The following is an 18,259-nucleotide window of genomic DNA, read 5'->3' as shown; positions in this document are numbered from 1 at the left end:
CCGGACGGACAAGAATCATGACGACATTGATTGTGCTGCCCCATGTGGAACTCTGCCCGGAAGGGGCTGTCATCGAGGCTGAACCCGGCCAGAGCATTTGCGACAGCCTGCTCGCCAATGGCATCGAAATCGAACATGCTTGTGAGAAATCCTGTGCTTGTACGACCTGTCACGTGGTCGTACGCGACGGCTTCAACAGTCTGGAAGCCGCCGAGGAGCTGGAGGAGGATTTGCTGGACAAGGCTTGGGGCCTGGAGCCGACCTCCCGCCTGTCCTGCCAGGCTATCGTCGGGGAAACCCCGCTGACGGTGGAAATCCCGAAGTACTCCATCAACATGGCGCGGGAGGGGAAGCACTGATGAAATGGACCGATGTGCAGGAAATCGCCATCCAGCTTGCCGATACGCATCCCGACACCGATCCGACGCGGATCAATTTCGTGGACCTGATGCGCTGGATCATGGCCTTGCCCGAATTCAATGACGACCCAAAGCACTGCGGCGAGCGTGTGCTGGAGGCGATCCAGCAGGCCTGGATTGAGGAGACCGAATGACTCCCGCGGCACCGGCTACCATCCACGGCTTCGAATTCCGGAGCCTGGATGGTACGGTGTCGATTCCGCTGGCGGATTTCGCCGGCAAAGTGGTGCTGGTCGTCAACACCGCCAGCCGCTGTGGATTTACCCCTCAATATGCAGGCCTGCAAAAGCTGCATGAAACCTACGCCGGGCGCGGGCTGGTGGTACTTGGTTTTCCGTGCAACCAGTTCGGGGGCCAGGAACCCGGTGAGGCGCCGGACATCGCGCAGTTCTGCGAGCGCAACTATGGCGTCGGCTTCCCCTTGAGCGAGAAAGTAGATGTCAATGGCGCTGCAGCCCATCCGCTGTTCCGCTTTCTGACCACTGCGCTGCCCGGCGTGCTTGGCACCCAGCTGATCAAGTGGAATTTCACCAAGTTTCTCGTAGACAAGGCGGGCATGCCGTTCAGGCGCTATGCGCCGACGACGCCGCCTGCCGATCTTATGCCGGACATCGAGGCGCTGCTGGGTTAGTGCAGGGCCGGGCGCCTAAGGTGTCGTTGGTTCCGATGGTTCGTTGAGCGACAGCCAGTACAGGCCAAGTTGCCCGACGGCCTGCAGAAAGCGCTCGAAATCCACCGGTTTGCGAATGTAGCTGTTGGCGCCGAGGCGGTAGGCTTCGGAGATGTCCTGATGTTCCTTCGAGGTGGTCAGTACGACCACCGGCAGGAGTACGGTGCGCTCGTCCGCGCGGATGCGGCGCAGAACTTCAAGGCCGTCGATGCGCGGCAGCTTGAGGTCGAGAAGCACGAAAGCCGGCATCACCAGCGGGTCACGCGCCGCGTGTAGCCCCGTGCAGAACAGGTAATCCAGTGCTTCGACCCCATCCCTGGCGACCACCACCTGGTTGCTGATCTTGTTCTTGCTGAATGCCCTCAGCGTCAGGGCCTCGTCGTCAGGATTGTCCTCGACGAGAAGAATCGGGCGATCGGTCGCCATAGGGACTCCTTGATCCTGCCTTATGTTCTTGCGTTTGTCTTTCCGTTAGGGGGACTGGATCCGGAAGGGGCCAGCCCCGCGCATGATCATAAGTACGGCAGGAGCAGGAAGAGGTTGACCGATTTCTCGCTGAAAACCACTTTTACGATAGTTGACCGGCTTCGAGGACAAAAATCTTGTCGTCGCCGCCCGGGGCGGATACCCAGGTCGGGGCGAGGCTGGGGAAGGCTTCGTCGACGATGTGCCGGTTGTGACCGACTTCGATGGCCAGCAGGCCATCCGGCGTCAGGAAGCGGTGCGCGTCGGCCAGTAGCTTGCGGACCAGGTCAAGGCCGTCCTCGCCGGAGCCGAGCGCCAGGCCGGGTTCGTGCAGGTATTCGGCCGGCAGGTTGTCCATGGATTCCTGCGTGACGTAGGGCGGGTTGCTGAGGATGAAGTCGAACTTCTGTCCGGGAACCGCCGCAAAGCCGTCCGACAGCACCAGCTTGATGCGGTCTTCAAGACCATAGGCGGCGATGTTCTCGGCGGCGACATCGAGGGCGTCCTGGGAGATGTCTACGGCGACGATCTCGGCGTTGGGGAAGGCATGCGCCATCAGGATGGCCAGGCAGCCGGAGCCGGTGCACATGTCCATCGCCGAGGTGACGGCTTCCGGATCGCTGATCCACGGGCTGAAGCCCTCATGCAGCAGCGCGGCAAAGTAGGAGCGGGGGATGATGACCCGCGGATCCACCTTGAAGCGGAAATCCCCGAGCCAGGCTTCGCCGGTGATGTAGGCCGCAGGCAGACGCTCGCTGGCACGCTTCTCGATGACCTCGAAAATTTCCACCCGCTCGTCGCTGGGGATGCAGGCATCGAGGAAAGGGTCGAGGCGGTCGAGGGGTAGCGCGAGGGTGTGCAGGATCAAATAGACGGCTTCGTCGTAGGCGTCCTGCAGGCCGTGGCCGTAGAAGCAGCCGGCCCGGTTGAAGCGGGTGACCCCGTAACGAATCCAGTCGCGCACGGTAACGAGCTCGGCCAGCGGGCCATGCTCGTGTTCATGCTCGTCCTCGTGATCGTGATCGTGGTCATGCGCGTGCTCGTGTTCGTCGTTGTGGGTCATGCCGGTTCCGATGCAGTCAGCAGGTTTTCGAGGGTGCGGCGGTAGATCGCGGACAGGGGCTCGATGGCGTCTACCGCGATGCACTCGTTGAGCTTGTGGATGGTGGCGTTCACCGGGCCGAATTCGACGACTTGTGGGCAGATGTCGGCGATGAAACGGCCGTCGGAGGTGCCGCCGGTGGTAGACAGTTCGGTTTCCAGGCCGACGGTGTCGCGGATCGCGCCGGACAGGGCCGTCACCAGACTGCCGCGGGGCGTCAGGAAGGGCTTACCACCGAGGGTCCAGGCCAGGTCGTAGTCGAGGCCGTGGCGGTCGAGGATTGCATGGACCTTGGCCTTCAGGTCGTCAGCGGTATGTACGGTGGCGAAGCGGAAGTTGAACAGCACTTCCAGCGCGCCGGGAATCACGTTGGTGGCGCCGGTGCCGGCCTTGATGTTGGACATCTGCCAGGACGTGGGCGGGAAGTATTCGTTGCCTTCGTCCCAGGTGACGGACGCGAGTTCGGCGAGGGCCGGCGCGGCCAGGTGGATGGGGTTCTTGGCCAGGTGCGGGTAGGCGATGTGGCCCTGCACGCCCTTCACGGTCAGCTTGCCGGACAGGCTGCCGCGGCGGCCGTTCTTGATCGTGTCGCCCAGTGTATCGACGGAGGTCGGCTCCCCGACGATGCAGTAATCGAGCTTCTCACCGCGGGCCTTGAGGGTCTCGACGACCAACGTGGTGCCATGGGTGGCATCACCTTCCTCGTCGGAGGTCAGTAGCAGGGCAATCGAGCCGGCGTGGTCGGGATGGGCGGCGACGAAGGCCTCGATGGCGGTCACGAAGGCGGCCAGGGACGACTTCATGTCGGCGGCGCCGCGGCCGTACAGGAAGCCGTCGCGTTCGGTGGGCACGAAGGGATCGGAGTGCCATTCGGCCAGAGGGCCGGTGGGGACGACGTCCGTGTGGCCGGCAAAGACCACCAGTGGGCTCTGTGTGCCGCGGCGCGCCCACAGGTTGCTGACGCCGCCGCCGTCGATGCGTTCGCAGACGAAGCCAAGTGGGGCGAGGCGGGCAGCGATGAGTTCGAGGCAGCCAGAATCCTGCGGGGTGACGGACGGGCGGGCGATGAGTTCGCGGGTCAGGGCCTGGGTCGGCAGGTCCGTGGTCTGGGGGGCGTTCATGTCTTGTTGTCAGTCGTCATTGTTGAGTTCGAGGGTGAACTCCCGGAAGGAGGAGCCGTCGGGCTCGGTCTGCTCGAAGTCGATGGTGGAGGGCGGCTTGGCCTTGTTCTTGTCGCTGGTGCCGGTGGGGCCGATCTGCGCATTGTTGATCAGCCACGACAGATTGGTGGGCGAGTCGGCGTTGGCCAGGGCCTCTTCAAGGGTGATGTACTTTTCCTTGTAGAGGCGGAAAAGATCCTGCTCGAAGGTGCGGGAGCCTTGCGCCAGGCTCTGCTCCATGGCTTCGCGGATCGCCGAGATCTCGCCGCGTTCGATCAGTTCGGCCACCTGGCGGGAGTGCAGCAGGATCTCCACCGTTGGAATGCGGCCGCCGTCGGGACGTCTGACGAGGCGCTGGGAGATGATGCAGCGCAGCGTCGCAGCGAGGTCGAGGGAGAGCAGCGTGCGGGCGTCCAGTGGGAAGAAGCTGAAGATGCGGTTGAGTGCGTGGTAGGCGTTGTTGGCGTGCAGCGTGGCCAGGCACAGGTGGCCGGTCTGGGCGTAGGCGAGGGCAGCCTGCATGGTCTCCCGGTCGCGGATTTCGCCGATCAGGATGCAGTCGGGAGCTTGGCGCATCGCGCTACGCAGTGCATTCTGCCAGTCCAGCGTGTCGCTGCCGATCTCGCGCTGGTTAACCAGCGACATCTTGTGCTTGAACAGGTATTCGATCGGGTCTTCGATGGTCAGGATGTGACCGGAGCGGTTCTCGTTGCGGTAGTCGATCATCGACGCGATGGTCGTCGACTTGCCGGAGCCGGTGGCGCCGACCACCAGTACGAGGCCGCGCTTTTCCATGATCACTTCGGACAACACCGGCGGGAGGCCCAGGCTGTCCAGGCGCGGAATGTCACCGAGGATGTAGCGGACGACGATGGCGATGCTGTTGCGCTGCCAGAAGATGTTGATGCGGAAGTTGCCCATGTCCCGCCGGCCGAAGGAGAGGTTCATCTCCTTGTACTTCTCGAAGCGCTCGATCTGCTCGGGCGACATCATTTCGTAGGCCATGCGGTGGATCATCGTCGGATCCATCGACTGCTGATTGATCGGCAGCGTGTTGCCGTCAATCTTGATATGAATCGGGGTGCCGACGGTAATGAAGATGTCCGAGGCCTTCTTTTCGGCCATCAGGGCGAAGAGCTTGTCGATGATCATCGGGCGGCCCGGAAATGAACAGGGCCGCCCATCAAGGGCGGCCCGTGAAGGGGGAAAAGGTCAGTCGCGCAGCAGTTCGTTGATGCTGGTCTTGGCGCGGGTCTGGGCATCCACCTTCTTGACGATCACCGCGCAGTACAGGCTGTACTTGCCATCGGCGGAGGGCAGGTTGCCGCTGACCACCACGGAGCCGGCGGGGACGCGGCCATAGGTGATTTCGCCGGTGGCGCGGTCGTAGATCTTGGTGCTCTGGCTGATATACACGCCCATGGAGATGACGCAGTTGTCTTCCACGATGACACCTTCGACGACCTCAGAGCGGGCGCCGATGAAGCAGTTGTCGCCAATGATGGTCGGGTTGGCCTGCAGGGGCTCGAGTACGCCACCGATGCCGACGCCGCCGGACAGGTGCACGTTCTTGCCGATCTGGGCACAGGAGCCGACGGTGGCCCAGGTGTCGACCATGGTGCCTTCGCCGACGTAGGCGCCGATGTTCACGTAGGAGGGCATCAGCACGACACCCTTGCCGATGAAGCTGCCCTTGCGCGCCACGGCGTTCGGCACGACGCGGAAGCCGCCAGCGGTGAAGTCGTGGGCGTCGTAGTTGTCGAACTTGGTCGGCACCTTGTCGAAGTAGCGGGTGTCGCCGCCCTGCATGATCTTGTTGTCATGGGTGCGGAAGTACAGCAGCACGGCCTTCTTGATCCACTGGTGGGTGACCCACTCGCCGTTGATCTTTTCGGCGACGCGCAGCTTGCCCTGGTCCAGCTCTTCGATCACGTGCTCGATGACCTCGATCTGCTCCTTGGTGGCGCTGGTGGCCGACAGGTCGGCGCGGCGCTCCCACAGTTCCTCGATGAGGGTGGCGAAGGGGTTTTCGTGATTGGGCATGATGTGAATGGATGCAGTCATGAATTGTTCGAAAGTCGTTGGGCGAAAGTGGCGACTCGGGTGGCCGCCTCGACACACTCTGCCAGTTCGGCCACCAGCGCGATACGGACAAACCCAGCGCCAGGATTGACGCCGTGGGCTTCGCGCGCCAGATAGCTGCCGGGCAGAACCGTTACATTATATTCGGCCTGCAGGCGGCGGGCGAATTCGGTATCGCTGAGACCCAGCTTGTCCACCCGTGACCACAGGTAGAAGCCCGCGTCGGGGCGTTCGACCTCCAGATGGGCGGCAATCAGCGGGGTGATGCGGTCGAATTTCTCGCGGTACTGGCGGCGGTTCTCGGCCACGTGGGCTTCGTCGTTCCAGGCTGCAGCGGAGGCCGCCTGCACGGACGGGCTCATCGCGCAGCCGTGGTAGGTGCGGTACAGCAGGAAGCGCTTGAGGATGGCCGCATCGCCGGCTACGAAGCCGGAGCGCATGCCCGGCACGTTGGAGCGCTTGGACAGGCTGGAGAACATCACCACGTTGCGGAAGTCGCTGCGGCCGAGGCGATGCGCGGCTTCGAGGCCGCCGATCGGCAGGTTGTCGTCGTCGAAATAGATCTCCGAGTAGCACTCGTCGGCGGCGATCACGAAGTTGTAGCGGTCGGACAGCTCGAACAGGCGCTTCCACTCGTCCAGCGACAGCACACGGCCGGTCGGGTTGCCGGGCGAGCAGACGTAAACGAGCTGGATGCGCTGCCAGTCGGCTTCGGGGATGGCGTCGAAGTTCGACCCGAAGTTGTCGTCCGGCAGGTTGTTGATGAAGTAGGGCTGGGCGCCGGCGAGGTAGGCCGCGCCTTCGTAGATCTGATAGAACGGGTTCGGGCAGACCACCAGGGCACCGGGCTTGGAGCCGTCGACGACGCACTGGGCGAAGGCGAACAGTGCCTCGCGGGAGCCATTGACCGGCAGCACCTGGGTGCCGGCATTCACGGAGGGCAGGCCATAGCGGCGCTCCAGCCAGCCGGCGATGGACTGGCGCAGCTGTTCGGAGCCCTGGGTGGTGGGGTAGTTGGCCAGGCCGCCGAGGTTGTCGATCAGCGTGTCGCGGATGAAGGCCGGCGTGGCGTGCTGCGGTTCGCCAATGGACAGGCGGATCGGCGAATACTCGGCCGGCGGCACGATGCCGTCCAACAGGGCCCGAAGCTTTTCGAAGGGATAAGGGTGGAGTTCCTGGAGATGCGGATTCACTTTCGGCGGATGTCCTGTGTTTTGGCCCTCGACGGGCATTCATTGCGCCGGCGCGGGGCCCGGCTTGGCCGCTGTCGGCGCGGCGCGGGGGAGAGCGGTCTGCCCTGTGGCCTCGTTTTGGGCCGGTGGTATTATAGCGGCGGCCGCCAATGCGGCACTGCAGCATCAACGGCGCTCCCGCCTCCTGCCCCTTGTTTTCTGGAATCCCGTGCGCCTCGCCAAACTCAAGCTTGCCGGCTTCAAGACCTTCGTCGACCCGACGACCGTGCTCACCCCGGGCAACCTGGTCGGTGTCGTCGGGCCGAACGGTTGCGGCAAGTCGAACATCATCGACGCGGTGCGCTGGGTGCTGGGCGAGTCGCGCGCCTCGGCGCTACGCGGTGGCTCGATGCAGGACGTCATCTTCAACGGCTCGACGACCCGCAAGCCGGTGTCGCGGGCCAGCGTCGAGCTGGTCTTCGACAACGCGGAGGGGCGCGCCGCCGGCCAGTGGAAGCCCTATGCGGAAGTGGCGGTGAAGCGGGTCCTCGACCGCAGCGGCGAATCCACCTATTTCATCAACGGCGTGCAGGTCCGCCGCAAGGACGTGATCGACCTGTTCCTGGGCACTGGCCTGGGGCCGCGGGCCTACGCGATCATCGAGCAGGGGATGATCTCGCGCATCATCGAGGCCCGCCCGGAAGAGGTGCGCGGCTTTCTCGAGGAGGCCGCCGGCGTCACCAAGTACCGGGAACGCCGCAAGGAGACCGAAGGCCGCCTGACCGACGCGCGGGACAACCTGGCGCGCCTGGACGACATCCGCAACGAGCTCGGCCAGCAGCTCGGCCGCCTGGAAGCCCAGGCCGCGGTGGCCGAGAAATACCACCGGCTGAATACCAGCCTGTCGGAACGCCAGAACCTGCTGTGGCTCCTCAAGCGCAACGAGGCGCGCGCCGAACGGGCTCGTCTGAGTGAAGAGCTGGCCGACGCCACCCGCCGTATCGAGGCGGACTCGACCCGCCTGCAGGAGCTGGAGGCCCAGCTGGAGGCGGCGCGGGACAGGCAGATGTCCGCCAACGAAGGCGTGCAGCTGGCCCAGAGCGCGCTGTTCACGGTGAGCTCCGAACTGACCCGCCTCGAAGGCGAACTGGCGCGCCTGCGCGACAGCCGGCGCCTGCTGGAAAGCCGCCTGGCCCAGTTGGAGCGGGACGATGCCCAGTGGCGCAGCCAGCAAGAGAACCTGGGCGCAGATGCTGAACGTTGGCAGAGCCTGCTCGAAAACGCCAGCCTGCGCGCCGAACAGGCCGAGGCGCGGCACGCGGAAGTCGAAGAGCGTCTGCCGGAGGCCGAGGAGGCCCAGCGCACCGCCGATACCACGGCTGCGGCCGTGCGGCGTGAACTGAACCAGGCCGAGCAGCAGATCCGTGTCGAAGAGGCGCACCGGGTCAGTAGCGAACGGACCCTCGAAACCCTGACCCAGCGCCGGGCGCGCCTGCAGCAGGAGCAGGCCTCCGTCCAGGCCCCCGATCTGCGCGCCGTTGCCGAAAAGGAAGCTGCGTTGGAGGAGGCCGAGGACACTCTGGCCCGCCACCAAGGCGAAATTGCCGACCTGCAGGCCGGCCTGCCCGCCGCCCAGCAGGCCCTCAAACAGGCGCTGGAGGCGGAGCGCCAAGCCCAGCGCCGGGCGACCGAATTGCGGGCGAGGCGCGAAGCCCTGGTTCAATTGCAGAACAAGGTGCAGGCCCAGGGCCAGCTGGGCGACTGGCTGAAACGCCATGGCCTGGAGGCGCTCAAGCCCTTGTGGCAGCGAATCCGTGTCGAAGCCGGCTGGGAGCTGGCGCTGGAGGCGGTATTGCGCGAGCGCCTGGCGGCTTTGCCGGCGTCCGACGGCCGCGCCGCGCTGGCCGCGCTGGCCGACCGGGTGCCGGGCGCGGTTGCCTTCCTGCTCGCCGATGCGGTGCCGGAACCCGTTGCTCCCGGCAATGCGCCGGATGGCGCCCGCCCGTTGCTGTCCCTCGTGCAGGCCGACGACGAGTTGTTGCCCCTGCTCGCCAGCTGGCTCGCGCAGGTCTTCGTGGTGGATGATCTCGGCCCTTGGCTGAGCCGGCGTGCCGAGTTGCTGCCTGGCCTGCGGCTGCTGACCAAGGAAGGGCATCAGCTGGATGCTTGCGTCCTCAGTCATTACGCTCCGGACTCCCGCACCCATGGGGTGATCGAACGCCAGCGGGAGATCGATCAGCTGGCGGCGGAAGTCGATTCCGCCCAGGAACAGGCATCGATGGCCCACGCCGGCGTCGGCGAAGCGGAAGAGCATGCGACCCGCCTGCAGGACTCCCTGACCCAGCTGCGGCGCGAGGCGCAGGCCTTGCAGGCGCGCGTGCATGCCGAGCAGGTTGAGGTGCTCAAGCTCAACCAGGCGCACCTGCGCTACGAAGAGCGCTGTGGCCAGATCGACCGCGACCTCGGCGAAATCGCCCACGGCGAGCAGGCCGAGCGGGACCGCCTGATGCGGGCCGAGACCGAGCTGGAGCGCAGCCGGGAAATGGCCGAGCTGCAGCGGGGCCGCCTGGATGCAGCGGAGGCCGTGCGGCAGGAGCGGGAACGTTCGCTGCGGGAGACTCGCGCGCTGGAGCAGGCGCTGTCGCGGGAGCTGCAGGAAGCCCGCCATTCCGAGCGGGAGTGCGCCAGCAAGCTCGAAGACATCGCCCGCAACCGGGCGCTGGCCGCCGAGCAGCTCGAACGCATTGCTGACGAGCTGGCGGAGCGTCGCGAGACGCTGATGGAGATCGACGAAGTCTCGGTGGCCGCGGCCCTGCAGGAGGCCGTGGGACTGCGCTCGGCACGGGAGTCCGCGCTAGCGGAGAGCCGCAACATTCTCGAGGACGCCAACGGACGCCTGCGGGCACTGGAGGAGGAACGCCAGCGCACCGAGCATGGGGCTGCGCCCCAGCGCGAACGCGTCGCCGACCTGCGCCTGCGTGTGCAGGCCGCGGAGATGGCTGAAGCCCAGCACGCTGCGCGCCTGGAGGAAGCCCAGGCCGACGAAGCCGCGCTGCTGCCGTTGCTGGTGCCGGACCTGAAGGAGACCTCGCTGCAGCGGGAAGTGGCCCGTCTGGGGCGGGAAATCACCGAGCTCGGGCCGGTCAATCTGGCCGCGCTGGACGAACTGAAAGCCGCGGCAGAGCGCAAGAATTACCTCGACATGCAGACTGAGGACTTGCTCGGCGCGATCGAAACCTTGGAGGATGCTATCCGCCGTATCGACCGGGAAACACGGGAGCAACTCCAAGAGACGTACAATACGGTCAATCGCCATTTCGGCAGCCTGTTCCCCATGTTGTTCGGTGGGGGGGAGGCTCGCCTGGTGCTGACGGGCGACGAGATCCTCGATGCGGGGATCACGATCGTCGCCCAGCCGCCGGGCAAGAAGAACAGTTCCATCCAGCTGCTTTCGGGCGGCGAAAAGGCCTTGACGGCGATTGCGCTGGTGTTCTCCATGTTCCAGCTCAATCCGGCGCCGTTCTGTATGCTGGATGAGGTCGACGCGCCACTCGACGACTCGAACACCGAGCGTTACTGCCAGATGGTCAAGCGCATGTCGTCGCAAACCCAGTTCGTGTTCATCAGTCACAGCAAGATCACGATGGAAATCGCGCAGCAGCTGGTGGGTGTCACGATGCAGGAGCAAGGTGTATCGCGGGTGGTGGAAGTGGATATCGAGGAAGCGCTGCGTCTGGCCGAAACGGCCCCGGCGTAGTCCGGAATACAAGGGAAATCGATGGCAATCAACGAATTGCAGATGGGTCTGGTCGGTGCCGGCGGTGCCGTGGTGATCGGCATCTTCGCGTTCAACAAGTGGCAGGAACGCAAGCACCGCAAGCAGACGGAGCAGGTCACCGCGAGCGTGCAGGAGCCCGTGCTCAGCGAGTTGCCGACGGGGGCGGGCGCCGAGCGGATCGAGCCGGTGATCAGTGCCGAGCAGCAGGCGCGTGTGGTGCCGAGCGCCCAGTCCGTCAAGGACGCCAGCGCGCGGCGGGTGCCGCCGCTGCTGCCGCCCGAGGTGGACGAGCGGGCCGACTGGGTGATCCGTATTGAATCCATAGAGCCGCTGGTCGCCGTCCGCCTGTGGCAGGCCGCGACGCAGCAGTGCGGTGATATCGCCAAGCCGGTACGCTGGTTCGGTTTTTCCGACACCTCCAACCGCTGGGAGCAGGTGACGGCCCATAGTGCCGGCACCTATCACTGGGTCTGTGCGGCGCTGCAACTGGTGGACCGCCGCGGCCCGGCGAGTGAGGGCGATCTGGCCCACCTGTCCGACAGCTTGCAGCACATGTGCGACATCTTCATGGCCATCCCATCGCTGCCCGCCCGCAATGAGGCGCTGTCACGAGCGGCCGAGCTGGACCGTTTCTGCGCAGGCGTGGACATCCAGATCGGCGTCAACGTGGTTGCCCGCAACCAAGCTTTTGCGGGCACCAAGCTGCGTGGCCTGGCGGAGGCCGCCGGCCTGGAACTGCTCGGCGACGGCTGCTTCCATGCCCGTGACGAACTGGGCAACAGCCAGTTTGTGCTCGGAAACCTGGAGCCGGTGCTGTTTGCGGCGGAGGAAATGCGCGGCCTGAATACCAAGGGCGTTACGCTGACCCTGGACGTGCCGCGGGTCGCCGATGGCGTGCGGGTCTTCGAGCGCATGATGGGCTTTGCCCAGCAATTGGCCGAGGCGCTCAACGGGGCCGTCGTGGACGATAACAGCAATCCCTTCGGCGACAAGGCCATTGGCCTGATCCGAACCCAGATCGAGCAGTTCCAGGGGCAGATGGCCGAATGTGACATTGCGCCGGGCTCGCCGTTGGCACAGCGCCTGTTTTCCTGAGCGGGGTGCGGATGACTGTCAGTCAGGAAACCCGTGCCCGGGCGGCTGTGCTGCGCGCCGAACTGGAACGCCATGAACATGCCTACTACGTGCTCGATGCGCCGACTGTGCCGGACGCCGAGTATGACCGCCTGTTCCGTGAGCTGCAGGAACTGGAAGCAGCCAACCCCGAATTACTGACGCCGGATTCGCCGACTCAGCGCGTCGGCGGTCAGCCATCGTCCGAGCTGGCCTCGGTGGCCCATGTGGTGCCGATGCTGTCGATCCGCACCGAGACCGACACCACCGACCAGGGCGCAGTCAATTTCGACCAGCGGGTGCGCCGGGCGCTGGGCCTCGACGAGCAGGCACCGCCGGTCGTCTATGCGGCGGAACTCAAGTTCGACGGTCTCGCAATCAGCCTGCGTTATGAAGACGGCGTGCTGGTCCAGGCGGCCACGCGCGGCGACGGCAGCACCGGCGAGGATGTGACGCGCAACGTGCGCACCGTCCGCCAGATTCCGCTGCGTCTCAAGGGTGAGGTGCCGCCGGTGCTGGAGGTGCGTGGCGAGATCTACATGCGCCGCGATGAATTCGAACGCTTCAATGCCCGCCAGGAAGCGGCGGGGCAGAAGGTCTTCGTCAATCCGCGCAACGCGGCGGCGGGCAGCCTGCGCCAGCTCGACCCGAACATTACGGCGCAGCGGCCGCTGTCCTTCTTCGCCTATGGCCTCGGCGACGTGCAGGGCTGGGCGCAGCCTGACACCCACAGCGGTGTGCTTGATGCGCTGGCGGCTTTCGGCCTGCCGGTCTGCGAGCACCGTACCCGTGCCGAGGGGCCGGAGGCGCTGGCCCGGTTCCACACCGAGATGGCGGCGCAGCGCGAGCGCCTGCCGTTTGACATCGACGGCGTGGTTTACAAGGTGGACAGCATCGCCCGCCAGCTGGAGCTGGGCTTTGTATCCCGCGAGCCGCGCTGGGCGGTGGCGCACAAGTATCCGGCCCAGGAAGTGGCGACGCGCCTCATCGGCATCGATGTGCAGGTGGGGCGGACCGGCGCGTTGACGCCGGTGGCGCGGCTGGAGCCGGTATTCGTCGGCGGGGTGACGGTTACCAACGCGACGCTGCACAACCAGGGTGAGATTGACCGCAAGGATGTGCGCCTCGGCGATTGGGTCATCGTACGCCGCGCTGGCGATGTGATCCCGGAAGTCGTCGGCCCGATCGTTGAGCGGCGCGAAGGTGAGCTGGAGCGCTTCGACCTCCTCAAGTCCTACCCAACCTGCCCGGAATGCGGTTCCCACGTCGTTCGTGGCGAAGATGAGGCGGTGGCACGGTGTACCGGGGGCCTGTTCTGCCCGGCCCAGTGCAAGCAGGCGCTGTTGCACTTTGCGGGCCGGCGGGCGGTGGATATCGATGGGCTTGGCGAGCAGATCGTTAATCAGCTGGTCGAGGCCGGCATCGTCAAGACGCCGGCGGACCTCTACGACGTCAGCAGGGTCAATGCCGAGGTGCTGGCGGGACTGGAGCGGATGGGTGAGAAGTCCGCCGCCAACCTGGTGCAGGCCATCGATACCAGCCGCGAGACCACGCTAGCGCGCTTCATCTTCGCGCTGGGCATCCGTAATGTCGGCGAAACGACTGCCAAGGATCTGGCCCGCCATTTCGGCGGACTCGAAGCCCTGCTGGGCACCGACGAGGCAGCGCTGCTGGCGTTGCCGGACGTGGGGCCGGTGGTGGCGCGCAGCATCGCCGAGTTCTTTGCCGAAGCGCACAACCGGGAGGTCATCGCCGCGCTACGCCGGGAGATGCGCTGGCCGGAGAGTGCGCCGGCGCCCAGTCGTCCGACCGAAGGCGGTTTGGCTGGCAAGACCTTCGTGCTGACCGGCACGCTGCCGAGCCTGCGACGCGACGAGGCCGCCGCGATGATCGAGGCTGCAGGCGGCAAGGTCAGCGGCTCGGTCTCCAAGAAGACCAGCTACGTGGTGGCCGGGGCCGAGGCGGGCAGCAAGCTCGAAAAGGCGCAACAACTTGGCGTCATAATCCTGGACGAGGACGCGTTGTGCGCCCTGCTTGCATCGGTCGAACCGGGACGGCCCGGCGACCAGGGCCAATTATTCGGGGAAGGATGATGAAGAAAGTGACGAAGGCGGTGTTTCCCGTCGCGGGTCTGGGTAGCCGCTTCCTGCCGGCGACCAAGGCCAGTCCGAAGGAAATGATGCCGATCGTGGACAAGCCGCTGATCCAGTACGCGGTGGAAGAAGCCGTGGCGGCCGGGGTGACCGACCTGGTGTTCATCACTGGGCGCTCCAAGCGGGCCATCGAGGATCATTTCGACAAGGCCTACGAGCTCGAGACCGAGCTGGAGATGCGTGGCAAGACCGAGCTGCTGAAGATCGTGCGGGATACCGTGCCGTCCCATGTCAATTGCATCTACATCCGCCAGGCAGAGGCGCTCGGGCTTGGCCACGCGGTGCTGTGCGCCGCACCGGTGGTTGGTGACGAGCCCTTCGCGGTGCTATTGGCCGACGACCTGCTCGACTCTCAGGGCCAGGCGCCGGTGTTGAAGCAAATGACCGATGTCTTCAACTACCATCGCTGCTCCGTGCTCGGGGTAATGAACGTGGCACCAGACCAGACCCGGCAGTACGGCATCGTGAGTACTGAGAGGGATAGCGGTGAGTTGCAGCGCGTGACTGGCATCGTCGAGAAGCCGAAGCCTGAAGAGGCGCCGTCCACGCAGGCGGTGATCGGCCGCTACATCCTGACCGGGCGGATCTTCGAGCATCTGCGCCAGCTCAAGCCGGGCGCTGGTGGCGAACTGCAACTGACCGATGCCATCGCGTCCTTGCTGCAGGAGGAGGCGGTGCTGGCTTACCAGTTCAAGGGCGTTCGCTACGATTGTGGTTCCAAGCTGGGCTATCTGCAGGCAACGGTCGAGCTCGGTCTGCGTCATGCGGAAGTGGGCACGGAGTTCGCGGCTTTCCTGGCTTCGCGGCAAGTGTGATCCGCTGATCCGGCATCGGATCGACGGGATAAAAAAAGCGCAACTCATGGCGAGTTGCGCTTTTTATTGCGCTGCCGGCATGGCGCCGGCAGTCGAGGCGTAATTAAGCGTCGTCGCGGGCAGCACGCTTGCGCTCGTGTTCCTTCAGGAAGCGCTTGCGCAGGCGGATGGACTTCGGCGTGATTTCCACGATTTCGTCATCGGCGATGAATTCGATGGCGGATTCGAGGGTCAGCTGGATCGGGTTGATCAGACGGACTGCTTCGTCGGTGCCGGAGGCGCGGACGTTGGTGAGCTGCTTGCCCTTGATCGGGTTCACCACGAGGTCGTTGTCGCGGGTGTGGATGCCGATGATCATGCCTTCGTACAGGGCGTCGCCCGGGCTCACGAACATGCGGCCGCGATCCTGCAGGTTCCACAGGGCGTAGGCCACGGCTTCGCCGTCGTTCTGGGAGATCAGCACGCCGTTGCGTCGCTCGGCCATGGCGCCGGCCATCGGGCTGTAGTCGTCGAACACGTGGCTGGCCAGGCCGGTGCCACGGGTCATGGTCAGGAACTCGCCCTGGAAGCCAATCAGGCCGCGGGCCGGGATGCGGTACTCGAGGCGCACGCGGCCCTTGCCGTCCGGCGCCATGTCCTGCAGTTCGCCACGGCGGCGACCGAGTTCTTCCATCACGCCGCCCTGGTGTTCCTCCTCCACGTCCACCGTGAGCATTTCGTACGGTTCGCACTTGACGCCGTCGATCTCCTTGAAGACCACACGCGGACGACCGACGGCCATTTCATAGCCTTCACGGCGCATGTTTTCGAGGAGGATGGTGAGGTGTAGTTCGCCGCGGCCGGACACTTCGAAGGTGTCGGAGTCGTTGGTGAAGTTCACGCGCAGTGCGACGTTCTTGAGGAGTTCCTTCTCAAGACGCTCGCGGATCTGGCGGCTGGTGACGAACTTGCCTTCACGGCCGGCCAGCGGGGAGCTGTTGACCATGAAGTTCATGGTCAGGGTGGGCTCGTCCACAGCGATCGGGGTCATGCCTTCCAGACAGTCCGGGTCGCACAAGGTCACACCGATGTTGACCTGCTGGATGCCCGCCACCAGCACGATGTCGCCGGCTTCGGCCACCTCGGCGGGGGAGCGTTCCAGGCCCTTGAAGGTCAGGATCTGGGAAACCTTGCCCTTGCCGCGGTTCTCTTCGCCGTACATAACGACGAGTTCTTGGTTGGGCTTGATGCGGCCGCGCTTGATGCGGCCGATGCCGATCTGGCCCATGTAGGTGGAGTAGTCGAGGGAGCAGATCTGCATCTGCAGCGGGCCGTCGGCATCCACTTCGGGGGCCGGCACGTGCTTGAGGATGGCTTCGAACAGCGGGCGCATGTCCTTGCGCTCGTCTTCGAGGTTTTCCATCGCGAAGCCGTTGAGGCCGGAGGCGTAGATGATCGGGAAGTCGAGCTGCTCGTCGGTAGCACCGAGCTTGTCGAACAGGTCGAAGGTGTGGTTGATGACCCAGTCGGGGCGAGCGCCCGGACGGTCGATCTTGTTAATGACGACGATGGGCTTGAGACCCAGGGCGAGTGCCTTGCGGGTCACGAAGCGGGTCTGGGGCATCGGGCCTTCGACCGAGTCAACGAGCAGCAGAACACTGTCGACCATGGACAGCACACGCTCCACTTCACCACCGAAGTCGGCGTGTCCCGGGGTGTCGACGATGTTGATGTGGGTGTCGCCATACTGGATCGCACAGTTTTTCGACAGGATGGTGATGCCCCGTTCCTTTTCGATGTCGTTGCTGTCCATCACTCGTTCGTTGACCTGCTGGTTGTCACGGAAAGTGCCGGACTGGCGCAGGAGTTGGTCGACGAGGGTGGTCTTGCCGTGGTCAACGTGGGCAATGATGGCGATGTTGCGGATGGAGCGGGACATGGGGTTGGACACCGGAAGTGCTTGAATAAAGCGGTATTTTAGCATGTCTTGCGCGATGCAGCATCGACAGACCCGGTCTGGGGGCGTGCTAAGATGCGCGGCCAACACGGATTTTGAGGAGCGGCCGGCATGCTGGCGATTATTGGCGGTAGTGGATTGACCCAACTGGCGAGCCTGGATCTGATCCGCAGGGAGGTGGTTCGCACGCCCTATGGTGAGCCTTCCGGAGCGCTGACATTTGGGCGTTTGTGCAATCGTCCGGTGGTATTCCTAGCCCGTCACGGCTACGGCCACACCATTCCGCCCCATCGGGTGAACTATCAGGCCAACCTGTGGGCGCTTCATCAGGCCAAGGCTGACGCAATCATCTCGGTGGCCTCGGTCGGTGGCATCCGGGCTGACCTGTGCCCGGGCACCTTGATTGTCCCCGACCAGATCATCGACTACACCTGGGGGCGCAAGAGCACCTTCCACGACAGCTCTGAAGAGCCTGTCGTGCATATTGATTTCACCGAGCCGTACGACGCGGCGCTGCGCCAGCGGATCCTTGCCGCCGGTGCGCTGGCGGGGGAAACCCTCATTGATGGCGCTGTTTATGCCGCCACCCAGGGGCCGCGTCTCGAAACCGCGGCCGAGATCAACCGGCTGGAGCGCGACGGTGCCGATCTGGTAGGCATGACCGGCATGCCCGAGGCGGCGCTGGCTCGTGAGCTTGGCATTCCCTATGCGGCGATCAATGTGGTGGCCAATTTCGCCGCCGGCCGTGCCAGCAGCGCCAGCGGCATCTGCTTCGATAGCATCGACGTGGTGCTGCGCGAAGCCATGGGCCGCGTGCGGCGCGTTCTCGACCACATCTGCGAAGCATGATCCGCGACGTTCTGCGCATGGGTGATCCGCGTCTGCTGAAGGTGTCCAGGCCTGTCGAGGCCTTCGGTACCTCCGAACTGGTGGCGCTGATTGCCGATCTGCGCGACACGATGCGGCACCTGAACGGAGCGGGCATCGCCGCGCCGCAGATCGGCGTCGATCTGCGCGTCGTGATTTTCGGCGGCGGTCCCAGTCCGCGTTATCCGGATGCCTCGGCCGTGCCGGATACGGTGCTGATCAACCCGACCCTGATTCCGCTGAATGGAAGCGAGGAGGGGGGCTGGGAAGGCTGTCTGTCCGTGCCCGGCTTGCGGGGCTGGGTGCCGCGCTGGACGCAGCTGCGCTATACCGGGTTCGACGAGTACGGGGTGCCGATCGATCGGCTGGCGACGGGCTTCCACGCTCGCGTGGTGCAGCACGAATGCGATCACCTGGACGGCGTGCTGTATCCGGCGCGGGTGCGCGACTTCTCCCGCTTCGGCTTTACCGATGTGTTGTTTCCAGATGGCTCGGTGGCGGCCGACGACTGAGCGCCGGCCGCGCAT

16 protein-coding genes are annotated in these 18,259 nt (G+C 65.0%); 9 read left to right on the top strand and 7 right to left on the bottom strand.

Annotated elements, in window-relative coordinates; genetic code table 11:
- Window positions 1–17 precede the first annotated feature (17 nt).
- From fdx to AC1PPK_RS20300, 3 genes are read left to right on the top strand one after another with little or no spacing between them, the layout of a single operon-like run.
- Window positions 18–359, top strand: coding sequence for an ISC system 2Fe-2S type ferredoxin (gene fdx / locus AC1PPK_RS20310; RefSeq protein WP_481114822.1), 342 nt, complete (start codon window positions 18–20; stop codon window positions 357–359).
- On the top strand, window positions 359–553 hold the full coding sequence (iscX, locus tag AC1PPK_RS20305) for a Fe-S cluster assembly protein IscX (protein WP_481114821.1): 195 nt from the start codon (window positions 359–361) through the stop codon (window positions 551–553). The genes fdx and iscX overlap by 1 nt, the downstream gene beginning before the upstream one ends.
- The gene (locus tag AC1PPK_RS20300; RefSeq protein ID WP_481114820.1) at window positions 550–1,050 is read left to right on the top strand and encodes a glutathione peroxidase; all 501 of its coding nucleotides are present in this window, start codon (window positions 550–552) and stop codon (window positions 1,048–1,050) included. Before iscX ends, AC1PPK_RS20300 begins: the two co-directional genes overlap by 4 nt.
- A gap of 15 nt (window positions 1,051–1,065) precedes the next feature.
- Here the strand turns inward: AC1PPK_RS20300 and AC1PPK_RS20295 are convergent, their stop codons facing one another.
- The 6 genes from AC1PPK_RS20295 to dapC all read right to left on the bottom strand — a co-directional run bounded on the left by AC1PPK_RS20295 (window position 1,066) and on the right by dapC (window position 7,091).
- On the bottom strand, window positions 1,066–1,515 hold the full coding sequence (locus tag AC1PPK_RS20295) for a response regulator (RefSeq protein ID WP_481114819.1): 450 nt from the start codon (window positions 1,513–1,515) through the stop codon (window positions 1,066–1,068).
- Between the two features lie 142 nt (window positions 1,516–1,657).
- Window positions 1,658–2,617 carry a 50S ribosomal protein L3 N(5)-glutamine methyltransferase gene (gene prmB, locus AC1PPK_RS20290; protein WP_481114818.1) on the bottom strand — a complete coding sequence of 320 codons (960 nt, stop codon included), beginning with the start codon at window positions 2,615–2,617 and terminating at the stop codon, window positions 1,658–1,660.
- A complete protein-coding gene (dapE, locus tag AC1PPK_RS20285; protein WP_481114817.1) occupies window positions 2,614–3,777 on the bottom strand; it encodes a succinyl-diaminopimelate desuccinylase in 1,164 nt (387 codons plus the stop codon). The genes prmB and dapE overlap by 4 nt, the downstream gene beginning before the upstream one ends.
- Before the next feature lie 9 nt (window positions 3,778–3,786).
- A complete protein-coding gene (locus AC1PPK_RS20280; protein WP_481114816.1) occupies window positions 3,787–4,968 on the bottom strand; it encodes a PilT/PilU family type 4a pilus ATPase in 1,182 nt (393 codons plus the stop codon).
- Between the two features lie 60 nt (window positions 4,969–5,028).
- Entirely contained in the window at window positions 5,029–5,859 is an 831-nt protein-coding gene (gene dapD, locus AC1PPK_RS20275; protein ID WP_481118243.1) for a 2,3,4,5-tetrahydropyridine-2,6-dicarboxylate N-succinyltransferase, read from the bottom strand.
- A 17-nt stretch (window positions 5,860–5,876) separates the two neighbouring features.
- The gene (gene dapC / locus AC1PPK_RS20270; RefSeq protein WP_481114815.1) at window positions 5,877–7,091 is read right to left on the bottom strand and encodes a succinyldiaminopimelate transaminase; all 1,215 of its coding nucleotides are present in this window, start codon (window positions 7,089–7,091) and stop codon (window positions 5,877–5,879) included.
- 208 nt (window positions 7,092–7,299) lie between these two features.
- Between dapC and smc the strand changes: the two genes are divergently transcribed.
- Genes smc through galU form a run of 4 tightly spaced genes read left to right on the top strand, consistent with a single transcriptional unit; the run spans window position 7,300 to window position 14,929 of the window.
- Complete coding sequence (smc, locus tag AC1PPK_RS20265; RefSeq protein ID WP_481114814.1) at window positions 7,300–10,827, top strand: chromosome segregation protein SMC; 3,528 nt, start codon at window positions 7,300–7,302, stop codon at window positions 10,825–10,827.
- 21 nt (window positions 10,828–10,848) lie between these two features.
- Window positions 10,849–11,943, top strand: coding sequence for a cell division protein ZipA (locus tag AC1PPK_RS20260; protein WP_481114813.1), 1,095 nt, complete (start codon window positions 10,849–10,851; stop codon window positions 11,941–11,943).
- A gap of 11 nt (window positions 11,944–11,954) precedes the next feature.
- Window positions 11,955–14,054, top strand: a complete 2,100-nt coding sequence (ligA, locus tag AC1PPK_RS20255; protein WP_481114812.1) for an NAD-dependent DNA ligase LigA — start codon at window positions 11,955–11,957, stop codon at window positions 14,052–14,054.
- Window positions 14,054–14,929 (top strand): UTP--glucose-1-phosphate uridylyltransferase GalU, encoded by an 876-nt coding sequence (gene galU, locus AC1PPK_RS20250; RefSeq protein ID WP_481114811.1) that lies wholly within the window; start codon window positions 14,054–14,056, stop codon window positions 14,927–14,929. Before ligA ends, galU begins: the two co-directional genes overlap by 1 nt.
- 103 nt (window positions 14,930–15,032) lie before the next feature.
- Here the strand turns inward: galU and typA are convergent, their stop codons facing one another.
- Window positions 15,033–16,847: a translational GTPase TypA gene (typA, locus tag AC1PPK_RS20245; RefSeq protein ID WP_481114810.1), complete on the bottom strand. Its 1,815-nt coding sequence runs from the start codon at window positions 16,845–16,847 to the stop codon at window positions 15,033–15,035.
- Between the two features lie 129 nt (window positions 16,848–16,976).
- Between typA and AC1PPK_RS20240 the strand changes: the two genes are divergently transcribed.
- Window positions 16,977–17,714 carry an S-methyl-5'-thioinosine phosphorylase gene (locus AC1PPK_RS20240; RefSeq protein ID WP_481114809.1) on the top strand — a complete coding sequence of 246 codons (738 nt, stop codon included), beginning with the start codon at window positions 16,977–16,979 and terminating at the stop codon, window positions 17,712–17,714.
- Window positions 17,711–18,244, top strand: coding sequence for a peptide deformylase (locus AC1PPK_RS20235; RefSeq protein WP_481114808.1), 534 nt, complete (start codon window positions 17,711–17,713; stop codon window positions 18,242–18,244). Before AC1PPK_RS20240 ends, AC1PPK_RS20235 begins: the two co-directional genes overlap by 4 nt.
- The last annotated feature ends 15 nt before the right edge of the window (window positions 18,245–18,259 follow it).

It is taken from the genome of Zoogloea sp. JDB1 (assembly GCF_056724025.1).
Note: the sequence above shows the minus strand (reverse complement) of the source record. Positions and strands in the feature narration are given on the sequence as shown.

Excerpts from the sequence above, each read along its gene's own strand:
- fdx (WP_481114822.1), top strand. The coding sequence starts at position 18 with ATGACGACATTGATTGTGCTGCCCCATGTGGAACTCTGCCCGGAAGGG.
- iscX (WP_481114821.1), top strand. The coding sequence starts at position 359 with ATGAAATGGACCGATGTGCAGGAAATCGCCATCCAGCTTGCCGATACG.
- AC1PPK_RS20300 (WP_481114820.1), top strand. The coding sequence starts at position 550 with ATGACTCCCGCGGCACCGGCTACCATCCACGGCTTCGAATTCCGGAGC.
- AC1PPK_RS20295 (WP_481114819.1), bottom strand. The coding sequence starts at position 1,515 with ATGGCGACCGATCGCCCGATTCTTCTCGTCGAGGACAATCCTGACGAC.
- prmB (WP_481114818.1), bottom strand. The coding sequence starts at position 2,617 with ATGACCCACAACGACGAACACGAGCACGCGCATGACCACGATCACGAT.
- dapE (WP_481114817.1), bottom strand. The coding sequence starts at position 3,777 with ATGAACGCCCCCCAGACCACGGACCTGCCGACCCAGGCCCTGACCCGC.
- AC1PPK_RS20280 (WP_481114816.1), bottom strand. The coding sequence starts at position 4,968 with ATGATCATCGACAAGCTCTTCGCCCTGATGGCCGAAAAGAAGGCCTCG.
- dapD (WP_481118243.1), bottom strand. The coding sequence starts at position 5,859 with ATGCCCAATCACGAAAACCCCTTCGCCACCCTCATCGAGGAACTGTGG.
- AC1PPK_RS20260 (WP_481114813.1), top strand. The coding sequence starts at position 10,849 with ATGGCAATCAACGAATTGCAGATGGGTCTGGTCGGTGCCGGCGGTGCC.
- ligA (WP_481114812.1), top strand. The coding sequence starts at position 11,955 with ATGACTGTCAGTCAGGAAACCCGTGCCCGGGCGGCTGTGCTGCGCGCC.
- galU (WP_481114811.1), top strand. The coding sequence starts at position 14,054 with ATGAAGAAAGTGACGAAGGCGGTGTTTCCCGTCGCGGGTCTGGGTAGC.
- typA (WP_481114810.1), bottom strand. The coding sequence starts at position 16,847 with ATGTCCCGCTCCATCCGCAACATCGCCATCATTGCCCACGTTGACCAC.
- AC1PPK_RS20240 (WP_481114809.1), top strand. The coding sequence starts at position 16,977 with ATGCTGGCGATTATTGGCGGTAGTGGATTGACCCAACTGGCGAGCCTG.
- AC1PPK_RS20235 (WP_481114808.1), top strand. The coding sequence starts at position 17,711 with ATGATCCGCGACGTTCTGCGCATGGGTGATCCGCGTCTGCTGAAGGTG.